This window comes from Brevibacterium luteolum (genome assembly GCF_025147615.1).
In the GTDB taxonomy this organism is placed as follows: Bacteria; Actinomycetota; Actinomycetes; order Actinomycetales; family Brevibacteriaceae; genus Brevibacterium; species Brevibacterium luteolum.
This window is the reverse complement of sequence record NZ_JALXPM010000035.1, coordinates 1-17,177: the sequence shown is the minus strand read 5'-3', so window position 1 is coordinate 17,177 and position 17,177 is coordinate 1. Positions and strand designations below refer to the sequence as shown.

The 17,177-nt window shown below is 68.0% G+C and carries 17 protein-coding genes; 12 read left to right on the top strand and 5 right to left on the bottom strand.

The genetic code is table 11. The annotated features are described in order from the left end of the window. Positions 1-48 precede the first annotated feature (48 nt). A complete protein-coding gene (locus M3C25_RS09505) occupies positions 49-1,038 on the bottom strand; it encodes a bile acid:sodium symporter family protein (RefSeq protein ID WP_259856137.1) in 990 nt (329 codons plus the stop codon). A 93-nt stretch (positions 1,039-1,131) separates the two neighbouring features. Between M3C25_RS09505 and M3C25_RS09500 the strand changes: the two genes are divergently transcribed. Continuing rightward, positions 1,132-2,202 carry an LLM class flavin-dependent oxidoreductase gene (locus tag M3C25_RS09500; RefSeq protein ID WP_259856128.1) on the top strand — a complete coding sequence of 357 codons (1,071 nt, stop codon included), beginning with the start codon at positions 1,132-1,134 and terminating at the stop codon, positions 2,200-2,202. On the opposite strand, the gene M3C25_RS09495 is transcribed toward M3C25_RS09500, so the two are convergent. After that, the gene (locus M3C25_RS09495; RefSeq protein WP_259856126.1) at positions 2,124-3,398 is read right to left on the bottom strand and encodes a serine hydrolase domain-containing protein; all 1,275 of its coding nucleotides are present in this window, start codon (positions 3,396-3,398) and stop codon (positions 2,124-2,126) included. The genes M3C25_RS09500 and M3C25_RS09495 overlap by 79 nt on opposite strands. 266 nt (positions 3,399-3,664) lie before the next feature. Continuing rightward, positions 3,665-6,307: an aminopeptidase N gene (gene pepN / locus M3C25_RS09490; RefSeq protein ID WP_259856116.1), complete on the bottom strand. Its 2,643-nt coding sequence runs from the start codon at positions 6,305-6,307 to the stop codon at positions 3,665-3,667. Positions 6,308-6,662: 355 nt separating this feature from the next. Here pepN and M3C25_RS09485 point away from each other — a divergent pair, with 355 nt between their 5' ends. Beyond that, the gene (locus M3C25_RS09485) at positions 6,663-7,814 is read left to right on the top strand and encodes an FUSC family protein (RefSeq protein WP_259832388.1); all 1,152 of its coding nucleotides are present in this window, start codon (positions 6,663-6,665) and stop codon (positions 7,812-7,814) included. A 37-nt stretch (positions 7,815-7,851) separates the two neighbouring features. Here the strand turns inward: M3C25_RS09485 and M3C25_RS09480 are convergent, their stop codons facing one another. Further along, complete coding sequence (locus M3C25_RS09480; RefSeq protein ID WP_259832390.1) at positions 7,852-8,403, bottom strand: helix-turn-helix domain-containing protein; 552 nt, start codon at positions 8,401-8,403, stop codon at positions 7,852-7,854. 64 nt (positions 8,404-8,467) lie between these two features. On the opposite strand from M3C25_RS09480, the gene M3C25_RS09475 reads away from it, so the two are divergent. The 8 genes from M3C25_RS09475 to M3C25_RS09440 all read left to right on the top strand — a co-directional run bounded on the left by M3C25_RS09475 (position 8,468) and on the right by M3C25_RS09440 (position 14,309). Beyond that, complete coding sequence (locus M3C25_RS09475; protein WP_259856114.1) at positions 8,468-9,166, top strand: AzlC family ABC transporter permease; 699 nt, start codon at positions 8,468-8,470, stop codon at positions 9,164-9,166. Then, positions 9,163-9,507 (top strand): AzlD domain-containing protein, encoded by a 345-nt coding sequence (locus M3C25_RS09470; RefSeq protein ID WP_259798937.1) that lies wholly within the window; start codon positions 9,163-9,165, stop codon positions 9,505-9,507. Before M3C25_RS09475 ends, M3C25_RS09470 begins: the two co-directional genes overlap by 4 nt. A gap of 4 nt (positions 9,508-9,511) precedes the next feature. Next, positions 9,512-9,829 (top strand): DUF2516 family protein, encoded by a 318-nt coding sequence (locus M3C25_RS09465; RefSeq protein ID WP_102162015.1) that lies wholly within the window; start codon positions 9,512-9,514, stop codon positions 9,827-9,829. Further along, positions 9,826-10,659 carry an alpha/beta fold hydrolase gene (locus M3C25_RS09460; protein ID WP_259856112.1) on the top strand — a complete coding sequence of 278 codons (834 nt, stop codon included), beginning with the start codon at positions 9,826-9,828 and terminating at the stop codon, positions 10,657-10,659. Before M3C25_RS09465 ends, M3C25_RS09460 begins: the two co-directional genes overlap by 4 nt. Beyond that, positions 10,656-11,894 carry a glycosyltransferase gene (locus tag M3C25_RS09455; protein WP_259856110.1) on the top strand — a complete coding sequence of 413 codons (1,239 nt, stop codon included), beginning with the start codon at positions 10,656-10,658 and terminating at the stop codon, positions 11,892-11,894. The genes M3C25_RS09460 and M3C25_RS09455 overlap by 4 nt, the downstream gene beginning before the upstream one ends. Positions 11,895-11,936: 42 nt before the next feature. Next, positions 11,937-12,455 (top strand): YbjN domain-containing protein, encoded by a 519-nt coding sequence (locus tag M3C25_RS09450; RefSeq protein WP_102162012.1) that lies wholly within the window; start codon positions 11,937-11,939, stop codon positions 12,453-12,455. A gap of 84 nt (positions 12,456-12,539) precedes the next feature. Then, the gene (locus tag M3C25_RS09445) at positions 12,540-13,283 is read left to right on the top strand and encodes a phosphoglyceromutase (RefSeq protein WP_259856108.1); all 744 of its coding nucleotides are present in this window, start codon (positions 12,540-12,542) and stop codon (positions 13,281-13,283) included. 96 nt (positions 13,284-13,379) lie between these two features. Next, a complete protein-coding gene (locus M3C25_RS09440; protein ID WP_259856106.1) occupies positions 13,380-14,309 on the top strand; it encodes an EamA family transporter in 930 nt (309 codons plus the stop codon). 22 nt (positions 14,310-14,331) lie between these two features. Here the strand turns inward: M3C25_RS09440 and phoU are convergent, their stop codons facing one another. Next, positions 14,332-14,997, bottom strand: coding sequence for a phosphate signaling complex protein PhoU (gene phoU / locus M3C25_RS09435; RefSeq protein WP_170274479.1), 666 nt, complete (start codon positions 14,995-14,997; stop codon positions 14,332-14,334). Positions 14,998-15,227: 230 nt separating this feature from the next. On the opposite strand from phoU, the gene M3C25_RS09430 reads away from it, so the two are divergent. Together M3C25_RS09430 and M3C25_RS09425 are read left to right on the top strand one after the other, a co-directional pair. Continuing rightward, positions 15,228-16,487: a sensor histidine kinase gene (locus M3C25_RS09430; RefSeq protein ID WP_259856096.1), complete on the top strand. Its 1,260-nt coding sequence runs from the start codon at positions 15,228-15,230 to the stop codon at positions 16,485-16,487. Beyond that, on the top strand, positions 16,484-17,164 hold the full coding sequence (locus M3C25_RS09425; protein ID WP_165883652.1) for a winged helix-turn-helix domain-containing protein: 681 nt from the start codon (positions 16,484-16,486) through the stop codon (positions 17,162-17,164). The genes M3C25_RS09430 and M3C25_RS09425 overlap by 4 nt, the downstream gene beginning before the upstream one ends. Positions 17,165-17,177: the final 13 nt, after the last annotated feature.

Below are 17,177 nucleotides of genomic sequence, written 5' to 3'. Positions count from 1 at the left end.
CGTCAGTGCACGTGAGGCCGGTGCGCGGGCGGTATCGCGTCTCGGTCCTCAGTCAGCGTTGCGAGCGAAGAACGCCGCCATGACGGCACCGGAGACGTTGTGCCACACCGAGAACATTGCGCCCGGCAGGGCGGCCAGCGGTGAGAAGTAGTTTGTGGCCAGGGTTGCTGCCAGACCGGAGTTCTGCAGGCCGACCTCGAAGGTCAGTGCGCGGCGCTCCGGTGCGCTCAGGCCGGTGAGCCGGCCGACGGCATAGCCCATGCTGAGGCCGACGCAGTTGTGCAGGATGACCGCGACGATGACGAGCACGCCAGCTGAGACGAGCGCGCCGGCGGAGCCGGCGACGACGATCGCCACAATGAATGTGATCGCCAGGGTCGACAGCCACGGCAGCACCGGCATGATCGCATCGACCAGGCGCCCGGCCAAGGCGCGGATGAGGACTCCGGCGACGACCGGGACGAAGACGGTCTTGACGATCGACATCATCATCGCCGCAGCACTGACCTCCATGAACTGTCCTGCCAGCCACAGCGTCAGGACCGGGGTCAGCAACGGGGCGAGCAGCGTTGAGCAGGTGGTGATCGTCACAGACAGGGCGACATCGCCGCGTCCCAGATAGGTCACGACATTCGAGGCAGTGCCGCCGGGTGCGCAGCCGACGAGGATGACGCCGACGGCCAGTTCCGGCGGCAAGCCGAGTGCGGTGGCCACAAGCCATCCGGCCAGCGGCATGATGATGTACTGGGCGCCCAAGCCGATCGCTACGACCCATGGCCGTTTGGCGATGCGGGTGAAGTCCGGCAGCGTCAACGTCAGGCCCATGAAGAACATGACGACGCCGAGCAGCCACGGCACCGCCGCAGCCATCGGGGTGAAGGTGCCGGGGGCGAGGAAGCCGATGATGCCGCCGGCGAGGACGAGCAGCGGGAAGATCGTCACTGCGATGCGGGCATTGCGCTCCTGTCGCGGGTCACGGGTGATCGGCGGCTGCACGGTCGCAGCGTCTGCGGCAGTGGATTCAGGCGGCTTCGTCATAGTCCCCGAGGGTGCCATGCGTCTCACAATCAGGCCAGTGCTGTCCGCACTGTGAGCGGGAATGATCGGCGTGCGCACGCTGTTCGTTCGGATATGAAGCTCTCAGTTCTCGATCTCATCTCTGTGCGCGATGGCCAGACGACCGGTCAGGCCCTGCGCGCCTCCAAACAGCTCGTCGACACTGCTGATCGCCTCGGCTTCACCCGCTACTGGGTGGCCGAGCACCACAACATGCCCTCAGTCGCCTCGACAGCTCCGGCTACCGAGCTCATGTACCTCGGCCAGGACACCGAGCAGATCCGTCTGGGCTCCGGCGGCGTCATGCTGCCTAACCACGCACCGCTGGCCGTCGCCGAGCAGTTCGCCCTGTTGACCGCCGCCTACGGCGACCGCATCGACCTGGGCATCGGCCGGGCACCGGGCACCGACCCGATCACCTCGGCAGCGATGCGCGGACACCTCGGCGAAGGCCGGATGGTCGACCGCGCCGGCAACACCCTCGATCCGGTCGAGCAGTTCCCACAGCACATCGTCGACATCCTCAGTCTCTTCAGCCCCGGCGGAGCGGAGATCCCGATGTTCGGCGACAGGGTCCACCGGCTCTCACCGACTCCGCATCTCGACGCCGCGCCCGAGGTGTGGCTGCTGGGATCGAGCGGATACTCCGCCCAGCTTGCCGCCGCCCTCGGGCTGCCCTACGTCTTCGCCCACCACTTCGCCGGCCGCGGCACCGAGACGGCGCTGGGGCTCTACCGCAGTGAGTTCACCGCCACCGAGTACGGCAGCGCGCCGAAGACCTTCGTCACCGTCAACACGGTCGCCGCTGAGACCGAAGAGGAGGCGTGGAAGCTCGCCGGGCCGTACCAGTACACGATGGCCAACCTGCGCGTCGGCGACCCGATGCGCCCCTTGCCGACCGTCGGTGCGGCTGTCGATGCGCTCATGACCGACGGGCATCGGAAGCTCGCCGAGCAGATGACCGCCCCGTGGGCGATCGGCACGCCCGAACAGGTTGCCGCCAAGCTGCGGGCCGATGCTGAGCGCTTCGGCGTCGACGAGATCATGCTCCAGCCGGTCGCCGGCTCCTATGAGACCGATCCGCTCGATGCCGCACCAGCGCGTGTGCGGACCCTCGAGCTCGTCGCCGAGGCGCTCGCCGGCTGACCTGGCACGTGTCCCCAGCGGATGAGGGCGGCGAAGGCTGAGGCGACGGTCAGCGCGGTGCTGGCGACAGCCAGGATCGCGATGTCCGGCGCCCAGGTGCCCAGCTGCACAACGCTCAGACCTGTCACTGCGGGGACGCCGAGAATGAGACCGGCGAGCATGGCAGCGCTTCCCGTCGCAGAGACGGCGAGCGCGGTCACCGGTCGTCGTGGCCGGCCGCGCAGCTGCTGCAGCAGCCATGCACCGGCACCGGCTGTCAGCACCGAAAGCGCGCCGAGCGCAATCGGGTAGACCCGGGTGCCCGCACCCTCGGGTGGACCGGAATCAGGGACATGCTGCCCTCCGACGAGGAGCGAGGACAGGAACTGCGTCGATTCCGGCAGGTCTGCGGAACCGGGCTCGCCGTATGCGGATGCCATGAGCACCACGGCGCGATTGTCATCGGGCAGGATCTCGATCCGGGTGAAGGCACCAGGGACTGCACCTGAATGATGGATGCGCTTCCAGGTGCAGCCACCGGCGTCGACCGTGTCGTAGTTCCAGCCGAATCCGTACATCGCTTCGCTGCGCGTGTCTGAGGCAGGTGCGTCTGCAGCGGTCGAGGTGGCGGCTGCCCGGGAATGGGCGTGGAAGATCCTCCCGCGGGCCGAGAGGTTCCATGCCGCCCAGTCGGTCAGTTCGTCGAAGGTCCCGCCGAAGTACCCGTAGCCCAGGCCAGCCGCGTCGCACGGCTGCCCGGCGGGCACCAGCATGCCGAAGAACGGCACTGACCCGTTGTCGGTCTTCAGCGAGCAGCCGTGCGCCGGCACACCGGTCGGTGGGCCGAACGGTTCACCGGTGACGGATTCGACGACAGCCTGCAGCAGCAGGTAGTTGAGACTCGAGTACTCATACGCGCTGCCAGGACGGGCTGCAGGTGTGTGAACCGGAAGTTCAGACACCACCTCGCGTGCGCTGGTGTCGGGACGGTCGACATCGGTCAGCGCGATATCGTGGCTCAGCCCACTCGTGTGCGTCAGCAGCTGCCGGATGGTGATCTCCGAATATCCGGCCGGCAGATCCGGCACGTGCGCGCCGAGCATGTCAGCCAGGCGCAGATCTCCTGACGCGATGAGCGCATCGACGCGCGACCCGGTGATGCCCTTCGACAGCGAGCCCCACCGTAGTGCTGTCGGCGACGGCGATGCCGGGCGCATTGAGATCGGAGACTAGCCGGGCAAGACCCGCGTCGATCCTGCCGGCACGCTCAGTCCCGGCGATGTCACCGTGCGGGGTGCGGGTCTCGTCTGCCAGCGCCGGCAGTGAGGCCGTGCCAAGTGCGAAACCGAGCGTCAGCGCGATCGCGGCAGCGCGGAGCTGAGGCCAGATGCGGAAGCGTTGAGCCATGCCTTCACGCTAGAACGCCACCTGCAGGTTCTGCGGTGGGGATAACCCGACACTAGGGTCGGGTCTCCCGCTCAGATCAGTGCTTGCCCGCACCTCCGGCTGCCCGGAGCCGAATCGAGCGGGCGAGGTCATCGCGGCGCTCGATGAGCAACCGGCGCTGGGCTGCCGGGGCATCCGCATGCATTTCCAGCCATTCATCGGTCATCGCAAGCACCTCATCCGGGCGGACCGACCAGCTGGGGTAGAGCTCGTTGACGAGCCGGCGGGCGATCTCGATCGACCGATTCCAGAAGCCTTCGAGCAACCGGAAGTACTCCTCGACGAATGGCTCGGTGATCGGCAGCCCGGAGGACACGGTGAACCCGGCGATGCGCGCGGAGATGACGTCATTGCTCAGCGACTCATCGCTCGTCGCCGCAGTGAACGCCCGCTGCTTGGCGATCGGCAGCGGCCGGGCGGCCTCGGCCGTCAGGGCATGCAGCCGGCCCGAACCAGTCTGGTCGACCGCCAGCGCCTCGTCGATATCGCACACATCGGCCCAGCCGAGGGCCGCCAGTGCGGTGAGCGCATGCCAGCGCAGCGCATGGTCGATCGTCAGGCCCGGGAAGTCCGGCCGCATATCGGAGCCGGCTTCGACGGCGAGCATCGCCTGTGCCAGCTCCCGGCCGGCACGCACCGGCGGGGTCGACGTGCGGACCTTCGCGCTGCGCAGCACAAGTGAGAGCAGCGTGCGCGCCAGCGCCAGCTGCTCATCCGAACCCGGCGTCGCAGCCGCCAGCGCATCGAAGCTGACACCGAGCAGCCCATCGAGGGCCGGGTCGACGAACCGTTCCGGCAGCCACTCATCAAGGGCGGTGAGCATCGTGCGCATGAGCGCAGCCGAGATCCCGGCATGAGTCTCGCGGCTGAGCGACCGGCTGTAGGCCGTGAGGAAGTCGGTGACCGGCAGCAGTCCGTCGCGCATCGCATTCGTCAAGGCCGACCACACCAGCGCCCGATCCATCGGGTCAGCGAACCGGGACACATGCCTGAGCGCGGTCTGCGTGGACGCGTCATCGAGGCGGACCTTGACGAAGTCGTCATCACCGTAGTTCAGCAGCAGCAGATCCGGGCGCGCGACGCCCACCAGATCCGGGACCTCGGCACGCGAGGAGTCGACGTCGATCTCCCACGTCTGCGTGCGCGTGAGCACACTGCCCTTGCGGACGAATCCGGCGAGCTGGAGCCGGTGCGGGCGCACCACCTCGGCGTCGCGCGCACCCGAGGCGCCGGTCCCGGAGTTCTGCTGCACCACCTCGGCGGCGGTGATGGCGCCCTGGTCGTCGGTCTCGATCTCCAGGCTCAGCTCGGAGACCCCTGTCGTCTTCAGCCACGCATCGGCCCAGGCGCCCAGATCACGGTCCGGGGCGGCTGCCTCGAGCGCGGTGAGGAAGTCGGTCAGAGTCGCGGTGCCGAACTCATGGGCGCGGAAGTACTGGCGGGTGCCGGCCATGAAGGCGTCCTGGCCGACGTAGGCGACGAGCTGCTTGAGCACCGAGGCGCCCTTGGCGTAGGTGATGCCGTCGAAGTTGAGCTTGGCGGCCTCGACATCGGGAATGTCGGCGACGATCGGATGGGTCGTCGGATACTGATCCTGCCGGTACGCCCAGCCCTTGCGCTGGAGCGCGAAGGTCACCCAGCCGTCATCGAACTCGGTCGCCTCAGCCAGGGCGAGCCCGCCCATGTAGTCGGCGAAGGACTCCTTGAGCCACAGGTCATCCCACCACGCCATCGTCACAAGATCGCCGAACCACATGTGCGCCATCTCGTGCAGGATCACGTTGGCACGCGCCTCATAGGAGGCGCGGGTGACCTTGTCACGGAAGATGAGGGAATCGGTGAAGGTCACCAGGCCCGGGTTCTCCATCGCGCCCAGGTTGTACTCAGGTACGAAGATCTGGTCGTACTTGCCCCACGGGTAGGGGTAGTCGAAGTGCTCGTGGAAGAAGTCCAGGCCCTGCTTGGTGACGGTGAAGATCGACTCGGCATCCATATGCTCGGCTACCGAGGCACGGGTGTGGACGCCCAGTTCGATCGTCTGGCCGGTCTGCGGGTGCGTGTACGTGTCGGTCGCCGAGGCGTAGTGGCCGGCGGTCACACAGGTGATGTAGGACGACTGCACGCCGGTGACGGCGAACTCGTGGCGCAGCAGTCCCTGGGCCGGTGCCGAGACGTTGGCAACCGGGGAGTTGCTGAGGACGCAGAAGTCCTTCGGCGCGGTGACGGTGAATTGGAATCGGGCCTTGAGGTCGGGCTGGTCGAAGTTGGCGAACACCCGCCGGGCGTCGGTGGGCTCGTACTGGGTGTAGAGGTAGACCTTGTCATCGGCTGGGTCGACGTACCGGTGCAGGCCCTCACCGGAGCGCGAGTACAGGCAGGCGGCGGTGATCTCCAGCCGATTCGCCCCGGCGGTGACGGGGAAGTGGACGCGGGCGCCGTCGAAGGCGGTGCGCGGGTTGAGCGGCTCATTGTTGATCGTGACCGAGGACACCGAGTCGGCGATGAGATCGATGAAGGTCTCACCGTCGCGCGCGGCATAGAGATCGACGATCGTCGTCGAGGCGAACGTCTCCGCATCAGGATCTGTGGCCGCACTGAGATCGAGGTCGACGGTGTAGAGCTCGACGCTGAGCAGCTCCGAACGGGAGCGCGCCTGCGCGCGCGTGAGATTCGTGGTCATCTGTCCTCCTGTCGCCGAGTCCCAGCATGTCACATAACCGACCGTGCCGGGCAGGTGATCAATGGGATTCCCAGCACAGCGGAGGAGAACCGTCGCATCGGATGCCGGGACCGCTGCTGCGGCCGCCGAGGTCATCGGTATGTCTGTCAATGTGCCCTGCCCACGCCTGCGGAGACGACGCCGGCCAGCCGTGGGGCAGCTCGAACGGACACTGCATCGCCCTTGGCCAGGACACTCAGTCCGTGCTCCCGGCCCTGCTCACCCGAGTAGACTCAGGATGTGCAGCAAGGCGACTGACGCTGGTCGGCTGGCTGATGGCCGCATTCGCCAGGGTCGAAAGGCAGGAGGAGAGTTGATGCAGCAGCAGTCGTGGGCCCGCCCGTCGAACTGGCCCCGCCACCTCGGCAGCGTCGCGGAGAACCGCTCGCGGATCGGCGCGCGCCGGATCCGGACGAACATCTCCCAGCTGCTGCAGGTCACGATCGGCGCGACAGCCGCCTACGCGTTCTGCTACCTCGTCCTCGGCCACGAATACCCCTTCCTCGCTGCCGTCGCCGCAGCCGTGGGCACCGGTGTCATGGCCGATCGCCGGTTGCGCCGGGCGATGGAGATCGGGCTCGGTGCCACGCTCGGGGTGCTCACCGGCGAGGTGATGGTCCAGCTGTTCGGCCAGGGGATCATCCAGCTCATGATCGTGCTGTTCATCGGCCTGCTCATCGGCACGATGATCAACTCCGGGGGCATCTTCATCACCCAGATCGGGGTGCAGTCCGTCTATGTCGTCACCGTGCCCCCGGCGGTGGCAGCCCAGCCCTTCGACCGCACCATCGATGCCCTCGTCGGTGCGACAGTGTCGATCATCATGGCCCTCATCGTGCCCCATGATGCGCGCAAGGCTCCGCGCGATCGCGCCTCGGCGCTGCTGCAGGAGATCTCCGAACTGCTCATCGAAGCCGCCGATGCGCTCAAGCGCGCTGACGCCCAGGCTGCGGAGCGCACTCTCTCACGTGCCCGCGACACCCAGGCGATGATCGACTCCTGGCGCTCCTCGCTGCGGATCTCGCAGGAGGCCGCCCGCATCAACGCCCGCTCCCGCCGCTACGCCGCCGAGGTCACGCGCCTGGCGAAGGCCTGCGAGTACGCCGACCGGGCGATGCGGCTGGTGCGTGTCATCGCCCGCCGCATCCTCGCCGTGGCCAAACTCGGCCAGCCGCGCCCGGAGGTGGCCGCCATCGTCGCCGACCTCGGCGAGGGTGCCAACCGGCTGCGGGTCGCGCTGCGCCGCGGCACCTCCCGGATTCCGGCGGAGGAGTATCTGTCCCAGGCGGCCAGCAGGCTCGACCCCAAGGGCGAGGCAGTGCGCGACTCCCAGGACGAGACGCTCGTGCTGCTGCTCCGCCCGCTGGCCACCGACCTGCTGCAGGCCGCCGGTATGACCGGCGGGCACGCCCGCGAACAGCTGCCGACCCTGGAAGGCGACAGCTCGGAGGGCCCACCGGTCGAGTGACCCGCGCCCGAGGCGGTGCTCACCCGGCCCTGTCTGCTCACCCGGTCTGCACGGCGAAGACGGCCAGCGTGCCGGGTTCGAGGGCCTCGAAGCTGTGGGCGGCATCGCCGGGAAAGCGCAGGTAGTCACCGGCGGCCAGTTCGACCGTCGTCTCCGCCACTGTCGCTCGGGCTGCCCCGGAGCCGACGATGACGTGTTCGACAGTGCCGGCATCATGCGGTTCGGAGTGTTTGACGGAGCCCGGCTCCGCGGAGATGAGGTAGAGGTCGCGGCGGGCATGCGGCGGGCAGGAGCTCAGGAGCACCGCGGTGTAGTCCGCCGAACCTGAAGCCAGCTGGGGCAGCTCACCGCGCCGGATGACCGACACCTCGGCAGCGGGCGGATCGAGCAGCTGGGCCAGCGGCACCCGGTAGGCAGTCGCCAGCGCCCACATCGTCTCGATGCTCGGGTTTCCGGCGCCTGCTTCGAGGCCGGACAGCGTTGACTTCGACACCGCCGCGCGCTTGGCCGCCTCCGACAGGCTCAGGCCGAGCCGAGTGCGCTCACGGCGCAGGGCGGCAGCGATCTGAGGCAGCGGAGAGGACGTCATGCACACAGCGTAATGGACATCTGTTCGTTTTGACGAACGCTGAGGGCTCGTGCACCATGTGCTCATGGTCCCGACCCCTGCCAGCAGCGCACTGTCCGCCAGCGCCTACCGCACCGTCGCCGTCATCACACTGACGATCTTCGCCGTCGCTGTCTCCTACGGCGCGATCTCCGGAGCCGCCGGGTTCCCGATCTGGCAGACCCTCATGCTCGCCGTCTTCGCCCTCGGCGGGGCGGCCGAACTCACCTTCGTCGGCGTCGTCGCCGCCGGCGGAGCACCGATGCTCGCTGTGCTCGCCGGCCTGCTCGTCAACACCCGCAACCTGCCCTTCGGCCTCACCGTGGGCGCGTGGATCCCGCAGGACGGCCGCTCGCTGCTGGCCGCCCATCTCGTCAACGACGAAACCGTCGCCTTCTCCCGCGCTCAGTCCACCGAACGCGCCCGCTGGCACGGATTCCTCATCATGGGTGTGGCGATCTTCATCTGCTGGCCGATCGGCGCAGCCACCGGCCAGCTGCTCGGCCGCATCGTCGATGCCGACGCCCTCGGCGTCGACGCCGCCTTCCCCGTCATCCTGCTGGCCCTCATCACCTCCGACCTCAAACACCGCATCACCGGCCCGGCCGCTCTGCTCGGCATGGCCATCGCCTTCGCTCTCACCCCGCTGCTGCCCCTGGGCCTCGGCCCGGTCTCCGGGCTGCTCGCCCTCGTGCCGTTCGGCATCTGGGCGGCACTCCGCTCCCGAAGCGGTGGTCGCCGGTGAGCCCGTTCGTCTTCCTCATCAGCCTCGCCGGCTTAGCCGGCGGCACTTATCTGCTGCGCCTGACCGGTGTGCGCCTGGGCGGCATGACCCGCACCGCCGGGCCGGACGAGACTGCCCCGAGCCCTGCCCGCACCTGGCTCGACCGGTCTGCCGTCGTCCTCATCGCCGCCGTGGCTCTGACGACCGCGATCTTCGACGGTCAGGAGCTGGCCGATTCGGCCCGGCTCATCGGAGTGGGTGCCGGTGTTGCGGCGCTCATCTGCCGGGTGCCGATGCTCATCGCCGTGATCATCGCCATGGCTGTGACCGGCGGGCTGCGGGTGTCTGGCTTGCTAGGCTGAGGGCATGCAGGTCCTCGCCAACATCCAGAGCCTTCTCTACCTGGCGATCGTCGTCGTCGCCTTCGTCGTCGAGATCGCCGCATTCCTCGATTCGCTGCGCTATAAGGACGAGGTCTACCGTGCTGCGGATAAGAAGTCGAAGGTGTTCTGGACGGTGCTGCTCGGTGTTGCCGCCGTCGTCGGATTCCTCGCCCTGCCGCTGGGTGCCGGCGTGCGCTTTCCGTTCTTCCTCTCCCTGCTCGGCTTCGTCGCTGCAGCCGTGTACTTCGCTGATGTGCGCAAGGCTCTGCGCTCCGTCGACCCCCGGTTCCGCGGCCGATGACCGATACCGCGAAGACACCTGATCGCAACCATCCCGGTCCTGACACCGGCTATGTCTCGACCTTCGGCGACGGCACTCCTGTGACCCTGTTCGGCCACGGGTTCTCCGGCGCGATCCGCGACACCCGCCCGTTCGCCACCGGTGTCGACGGCACGCGAGCGCTCGTCAACCTCGGCGGGCACGGCGGCCGCCCCTCACCGGGACGGCCCTGGACGTATCAGACGATCGCCGACCAGCTGGCCGACGCCCTCGAGCGCACGCGGGCCACCCGCGCCCTCGGCGTCTCCATGAGTGCCGGCGGCCTCGCCCGCCTCATCACCAGCCGCCACCCGGCAGCGACCAAGTTGGAGAAGGTTGCCTTTGTGCTGCCGGCGTCCTTCGACGGCTTCCCCGGCCACATCGCCGCCCGCAACGCCGAACACCTGCACCTCATGCGCGGCCTGCTCAAGACCGGTGACCGCGAGGGCCTGTACGAGGCGCTGCTCGCCACTGAACCGGGGGACCTCACCGCCGCGAAACCGGTCCAGGACTGGGTGCGCCAGAAGGTCGACGCTCTCTTCGACACCGACATGTCCGACGGCGTCGGCCTCGCCGGTGAGATCGCCGTCGACAATCCGGAGGCCGCTGCCGAGTTCTCCGGCGAGGTTCTCGTTCTCACCCACGAAGACGACCCCGCCCACCCCGTCGAGATGGCCCAGCGGTACGCCGAAGCCTTCCCGACCGCCGAGCTCATCGTGCTGCCAGCCGGATCCATCCTGTGGAAGGGCCGCTCAGAAGTCCGCCGCATCCTCACCGGCTTCTTCAACGACCAGGGCACCCCACCAGCGTGAACATCGCGCTCATCAGCCTGCACACCGCCCCCGACGCCCAGCCCGGGCAGGGCGATGCCGGCGGGCTCAATGTCTACGTCCGCGCCACAGCCACCGAACTGGCAGCCCGCGGTCACCAGGTCGAGATCATCACCGCTGACCCCGCACTGAGTGTCGATGAGGCAACTGCGCGCCCTGACCCCGCGCCCGAGGCGCCGATCACCTGGGCAGCCAGCTCCCACCTCGGGCCCGGCGTGCGGGTCCACCGGCTGCATACCCCCGCCCGGACCAAAGAGGACCTGCTGACACACCTCGATGGAATCGCCTCCGCGCTGGCCGAGCTGCCGCAGCTCGCGGACTGCCAGGTCATCTGGGCGCACTACTGGATCTCGGCCGCCGCCGTCCTGCGGATGCGCGAGACCCACGGTACGGGCGCGAAGTTCGTCGTGTCCTTCCACACGATCGGCGCGGTCAAGGACCGCGACACCGGCACCCGGCGCGAACCGGCCGACCGACTGGCAGCCGAACCGCGCATCGCGGCTGCTGCCGACCTCGCCATCGCCAACACTCCTGCCGAACGCAGCGACATCATCGACCTGCTCGGTACGCCACCGGCACGCGTCATCGCCGCGGTGCCCGGCATCGACCACACCGTCTACACACCCGGCGACCGTCACGCCGCCCGCCACCGCCTCGGGCTCGGAACAGACCCCGTGTTGCTGGCCGTTGGGCGGATGCAGCACATCAAGGGCACCGATGTCGCGATCGCAGCGATGCAGCAGCTGCGGACCGAGCTGCCCGAGGCGCGGCTGTACATGCTCGGGGCCGCCAGTGGCACCGACACCCAGACCGCCGGGGCGATGGCCGAGGCGGCCACAGCCGAACCGGCGATCACTGTGCTGCCCCCGGAACCGGCCGAGCGGCTGGCCGACTGGTACCGGGCCGCCGATGCGGTGCTCGTGCCCAGCCGCAGCGAGTCCTTCGGCTTCGCCGCCGCCGAGGCCGCCGCCTGCGGCACGCCGGTCATCGCCGCCGCCGTCGGCGGGCTGCGCCACATCGTCACACCCGCCACCGGCGTCCTCCTCGAATCGCACGACCCCGAGGTGTGGGCGCAGGCGATCGCCAGGCTGCTTGGTGATGACGACACCCGGGCGTTGATGGCTGCTGCAGCCGTGCGTCAGGCCGCCCGGTTCACCTGGGAGCACTGTGTCGACACTGTGCTCAATGGGCTGTCCGGTGTCGGTGCCACAGCGTAGGCTGAGAACAGCAGTTTCGACCGTTTGAGGCAGGAGCGACAGATGCGCACGACCGACCCGCTTGCCGCCGCCGACCGGCTGGTGACCTGGGCTGAGGAATCCGGGCTCGAAGTCGACCGGCTCGCCGACACCCACGCGGTCGTCAGCCTGCCGGGGGAGAAGAAGCTCAAGACGACTGTGTCGGTCAAATGCAGCCCGCGCAGCATCGACCTGCAGGCCTTCGTCATCCGGCATGCCGATGAGAACCACGGCGAGTTCCACGCCTGGCTGCTGCACAAGAACTCCCGCCTCAAAGGCTTGGCGTTCGCCACCGACAAGCTCGGCGACGTTTACCTCAACGCCTCGATCCCGCCGCGCGCCTGGGACGACGACCTCATCGACGAGATCCTCGGCAAGTTCCTTTCAGCTGCCGACGAGAGCTTCAACGAACTCCTCGTCATCGGGTTCCTCACCTCGATGAAGAAGGAATGGGCCTGGCGGGTCAGCCGCGGGGAGTCCACCCGCAACCTCGCCGCCTTCGAACACCTGCTGGCCGAGGACAACGAATACCTCAAGGTGTGAGGCAGCCGGCGGCTGATGCCGCCCGCCGTTGGGCCGCCTGACCTGCCCCCGTTCTGCATGGTGGCGCTGTGCCACAATGGAGATATGACGTACAACCTTGTGCTGCTGCGCCACGGGCAGAGCGAATGGAACCAGAAGAACCTCTTCACCGGCTGGGTCGACGTGCCGCTGACCGAACAGGGTCGCACCGAGGCCGCTCGCGCAGGCCAGCTGCTGGCAGAGAAGAACCTGCTGCCCGAGGTGCTGCACACCTCCCGGCTCAAGCGCGCGATCATCACCGCTGACATCGCCCTCGAGCACGCCGACCGCGCCTGGATCGACGTCAAGCGCTCCTGGCGGCTCAACGAGCGCCACTACGGCGCCCTGCAGGGCAAGAACAAGAAGGAGATCCGCGACGAGTTCGGCGAAGAGCAGTTCATGACCTGGCGCCGCTCCTTCGACACCCCGCCGCCAGTCCTCGACGACTCCGCCGAATGGTCCCAGGCCGGCGACCCACGCTACGCCAACCTCGGGGATGCGATCCCGCGCACCGAATGCCTCGCCGATGTCATCGTGCGCCTGCTGCCGTACTGGTACGACTCGATCGTGCCGGACCTGCAGCTCGGCCGCACCGTGCTCGTCACCGCCCACGGCAACTCGCTGCGCGCACTCGTCAAGCACCTCGACGGGATCTCCGACGCTGACATCCCCAGCCTCAACATCCCGACCGGCATCCCGCTGCACTACGAACTCGACGAGAGCTTCGCACCGCTCAACCCCGGCGGCACCTACCTCGACGCCGCAGCCGCAGAAGCGGCGATCGGCCAGGTCGCCAACCAGGGACGCTGAACCGCACCAGCATCGCAGACGCCATCTCACCTCGCGAGCACAAGCGCAGGTGAGATGGCGTCTTCGCGTCGCTGCCGGCGGGTGTAGCCTCAGGGCATGAGCGTCCGCGATGTGTTCATCGCCCTCGGCGTCGTCGTGCTGTGGGGCATCAACTTCCTCTTCATCGACCTCGGCGTCCAGGACTGGCCGCCGCTGCTGCTCGTCGTCGCACGCTTCATCGTCGTCGTCTTCCCCGCCGTGTTCTTCGTCCCATTCCCGCGCGGGCGCTTCGGCCGGGTCCTGCTCGTGGGCCTGTTCATGTCCGCCGGCCAGTTCGGTCTGCTCTACGTCGCCATGTCCCTGGGCCTGCCGCCAGGCCTGGCCTCGATTCTGCTGCAGATGCAGGCGGTGTTCACCACCATCGTCGCCGTCATCGTGCTGCGCGAATGGCCGCGCGCCCGCAGCGTCATCGGCATCATCATCGGTGTCGCCGGGCTGGCGGTCATCATCGCCGGACGCACCGCAGGCGTCCCGGCTATTGCGGTTGTCGTCGTGCTCGCCGCCGCGCTGTCCTGGGGAATCGGCAACGTCGCCGCCCGTGGTGCGGGCGTCGGCGGGGTCAGCCTGACGATCTGGTCGGCAACCGTCGTGCCGATCCCGCTGTTCGTCCTCTCCCTCATCATCGACGGACCGGCCGCCGTCGGCACCGCACTGGCCAACCCCACCTGGGGTGTCGTCGCCTCGACGGCCTACACCGCACTGTGCGCCTCACTCATCGGCTACGTCGCCTGGAACACACTGCTCGGCCGCTACGCCGCCGCCGAGGTCGCCCCGTTCACCCTCCTCGTCCCTGTCATCGGGGTCACCTCCGCGTGGGTGGTCAAGGGCGATGTTCCCACCGTCGCCGAGGTGGCAGGCGGCTGCCTGCTGCTGCTCGGGGTCGCCGTGACGACCGGGATCCTCGGCCGGCGGCGCACACAGAAGCGTCAGGGCCGCACCCAGATTGAGTGCGACCCTGACGAAGATGCTGAACCGGCCGGCAGCTGAGCCTCAGCTCAGCGAGAAGGCCTCAGTCCTTGGCGGACAGATCCGGGACCCAGCTGCCGGTGAGCAGGTACTCGACCCGCTGGGAGACGTTGACGGCCTGATCGCCGAAGCGCTCGAAGTAGCGCGAAAGCAGCGTGATGTCAGCGATCTGGGCGGGCGAGAGCGCGCCGTGGTCGGAGTCGGCGATGAGCGCGAAGACCCGCAGGTGCAGCTGGTCGAGCTCCTCGTCGATGGCGTTGATGAGCGGGACACCGCGCAGGCCCGGGTTGTCGAGCAGCTGCTCCATCTCCTCACCGATCCGGATCGCGGCCTCGCCCATGCGCAGGAACACGTCGCGGAAGCCCTCCGGCAGCGCCGGCTGTGGGTGGCGGATGCGCACCAGCGAGGCGATGTGACGGGCGAGGTCGCCCATCCGCTCGAGGGCCACACTCATCTTGAGCGCGGAGATGACAACACGCAGGTCAGCGGCAACCGGTGCCTGCAGCGCCAGCAGCTCAGCGGAGCGCTGGTCGAGATCGGCGGTCATATTATCGATCTCAGTATCGGCGTCGATGACCTTCTCCGCCAGCTCCAGGTCGTTGTTCTCAAGAGCTTCAGTCGCTGAGCGCATCGCCTCGCTCACCTTGGCTGCCATTTCGACGAGCTCGTCGGCGATGTTCTCGAGCTCGGCCTTGAAGACCTCGCGCATTCGGAATGCTTCCTTTCAGATTGAAGCGTCAGACCCCTGGCTGCAGCGCATGCACGGCTGCGGCCACGGGGCCGTGAATCGTTCTCACCTTCCCAGTCAGCAGTGAATCCATGCTGACGGCTGGGTGAACAGTTCGCTAATGTCAGAACCGCCGTCATTATATCGGACAGGCGTCTCATGCGTTGGCCCGTATGCTGGTGTGTGTGGAAGATCCGTTGTTCATAGCTGCAGTGACAGGCCTCGTGGGCCTGGCGATCGGAATCGTCGCCATCCTGGCGTTCCGGTTCTCCGACCGCACGCGCGATTCCGCTGATCTGCACTCGAACAACGAGCTTCCCGACGGCATTGCCGAGGTGCTGGCCGTGCTGCCGAGCGCCGCGATCGTCGTCGACGCCGGCAATGACGTCATCAAGGCCTCACCGGCGGCCTACACCTTCGGGCTCGTGCGCGGCCACCGCATCGTCGCCTCCGAACTCGCCGCAGTCATCGACCGGGTCCGCACCCGCGGGCTCATCGAGGAGACGAACTTCGAAACCCAGCGCGGCCGCTCCCGCCAGGCGCTGCGCTACCTGCACGCCCGCGTCGCCCCGCTCGGTGCCGCCTTCGTCCTCGTCCTGTGTGACGACCAGACCGACGCCCACCGGCTGGAGGCCGTGCGCCGCGACTTCGTCGCCAACGTCTCGCATGAGCTCAAGACCCCTATCGGCGCGATCGCGCTCTTAGCCGAGGCGGTCACCGACTTCTCCGACGACCCCGAGGCCGTCGAGCGCTTCGGCGGTCGCATGCAGCGCGAATCCCACCGGCTCTCCCAGCTCGTCCAGGAGATCATCGACCTCTCAGCCGTCCAGGACCACGAGGCACCCTCAGGTGAGATCATCCCGGTCGCCGACATCATCGACGACGCCGTCGACCGTGCCATGACCGCAGCCGATGCCAAGAACATCTCGCTCACCGTCGACTGCCCAGCCGACTGGTGCGTCGAGGGCAACCCCGACCTGCTGTCGAACGCGATCCGCAACCTCGTCGACAATGCCGTGAACTACTCCAATCCCGGCACCCAGGTCGGCATCGGGGTCAGGGTCAGCGACGAACGCGTCTTCATCGCCGTCAGCGACCAAGGCATCGGCATGACCGGCGAGGAGACCGAACGGGTCTTCGAACGGTTCTACCGCGTCGACCCGGCCCGCTCCCGGGCGACCGGCGGAACTGGGCTGGGCCTGTCGATCGTCAAGCACATCGTCGCCACCCATGGCGGTGAGGTGCGCGTGTGGTCGAAGCCCAAGCAGGGATCGACCTTCACCGTGGTGCTACCGTTGGCTCACACCGAGGAGCATCCGGTGATCGCAGAGGCTGCCGAATCCGGCATCCTCATCGCCGACGAGCCGGAGGCCCGCCTGGGCTCGGTACCGGCGAAGGAAGAAGACGGACGCGCCGTGGACGGCACGGCTGGCCGTGAGACAACTGAAGAACAAAGGAAACAGACGACGTGACCCGCATTCTGCTCGTCGAAGACGAAGAATCATTCTCCGACCCCCTGTCGTACCTGCTCGGCAAGGAAGGGTTTGATGTCACCGTTGCCGCCGACGGCCTGGAGGCCATCGCCGAATTCGACCGGGTGGGCGCCGACCTCGTGCTGCTCGACCTCATGCTGCCCGGCGCCTCCGGGACCGAGGTGTGCCGCCAGCTGCGTGCGAAGTCGAACGTGCCGATCATCATGCTCACGGCCAAGGACTCCGAGATCGACAAGGTCGTCGGCCTTGAGCTCGGCGCTGACGACTACGTCACCAAGCCCTACTCCTCGCGTGAGCTGCTCGCCCGCGTTCGCGCCGTGCTGCGCCGCAACGCCGAACCCGATGACCTGATGGACTCCGTCATCGAAGCAGGCGGGGTGCGCATCGACGTCGACCGGCACGTCGCCAGTGTGCGCGGTGAGGAGCTGTCCCTGCCGCTCAAGGAGTTCGAACTCCTCGAGATGCTCGTGCGCAACGCCGGGCGCGTCATGACCCGCGGCCAGCTCATCGACCGGATCTGGGGCCAGGACTACGTCGGCGACACCAAGACCCTCGACGTGCACATCAAGCGTCTGCGCGCCAAGGTCGAAGTCGAACCCTCACGCCCGCAGCTGCTCGTCACCGTCCGGGGGCTGGGCTACAAGTTCGAAGGCTGAGCCCGCCGGCGGC

Bases quoted from the DNA above. Each gene is read 5' to 3' on its own strand.
- M3C25_RS09450 (WP_102162012.1), top strand. From the start codon at position 11,937: ATGCGCACGACCGACCCGCTTGCCGCCGCCGACCGGCTGGTGACCTGG.
- M3C25_RS09460 (WP_259856112.1), top strand. From the start codon at position 9,826: ATGACCGATACCGCGAAGACACCTGATCGCAACCATCCCGGTCCTGAC.
- M3C25_RS09485 (WP_259832388.1), top strand. From the start codon at position 6,663: ATGCAGCAGCAGTCGTGGGCCCGCCCGTCGAACTGGCCCCGCCACCTC.
- phoU (WP_170274479.1), bottom strand. From the start codon at position 14,997: ATGCGCGAGGTCTTCAAGGCCGAGCTCGAGAACATCGCCGACGAGCTC.
- M3C25_RS09445 (WP_259856108.1), top strand. From the start codon at position 12,540: ATGACGTACAACCTTGTGCTGCTGCGCCACGGGCAGAGCGAATGGAAC.
- M3C25_RS09475 (WP_259856114.1), top strand. From the start codon at position 8,468: ATGGTCCCGACCCCTGCCAGCAGCGCACTGTCCGCCAGCGCCTACCGC.
- M3C25_RS09495 (WP_259856126.1), bottom strand. From the start codon at position 3,398: ATGCGCCCGGCATCGCCGTCGCCGACAGCACTACGGTGGGGCTCGCTG.
- M3C25_RS09465 (WP_102162015.1), top strand. From the start codon at position 9,512: ATGCAGGTCCTCGCCAACATCCAGAGCCTTCTCTACCTGGCGATCGTC.
- M3C25_RS09505 (WP_259856137.1), bottom strand. From the start codon at position 1,038: ATGACGAAGCCGCCTGAATCCACTGCCGCAGACGCTGCGACCGTGCAG.
- pepN (WP_259856116.1), bottom strand. From the start codon at position 6,307: ATGACCACGAATCTCACGCGCGCGCAGGCGCGCTCCCGTTCGGAGCTG.
- M3C25_RS09500 (WP_259856128.1), top strand. From the start codon at position 1,132: ATGAAGCTCTCAGTTCTCGATCTCATCTCTGTGCGCGATGGCCAGACG.
- M3C25_RS09440 (WP_259856106.1), top strand. From the start codon at position 13,380: ATGAGCGTCCGCGATGTGTTCATCGCCCTCGGCGTCGTCGTGCTGTGG.
- M3C25_RS09480 (WP_259832390.1), bottom strand. From the start codon at position 8,403: ATGACGTCCTCTCCGCTGCCTCAGATCGCTGCCGCCCTGCGCCGTGAG.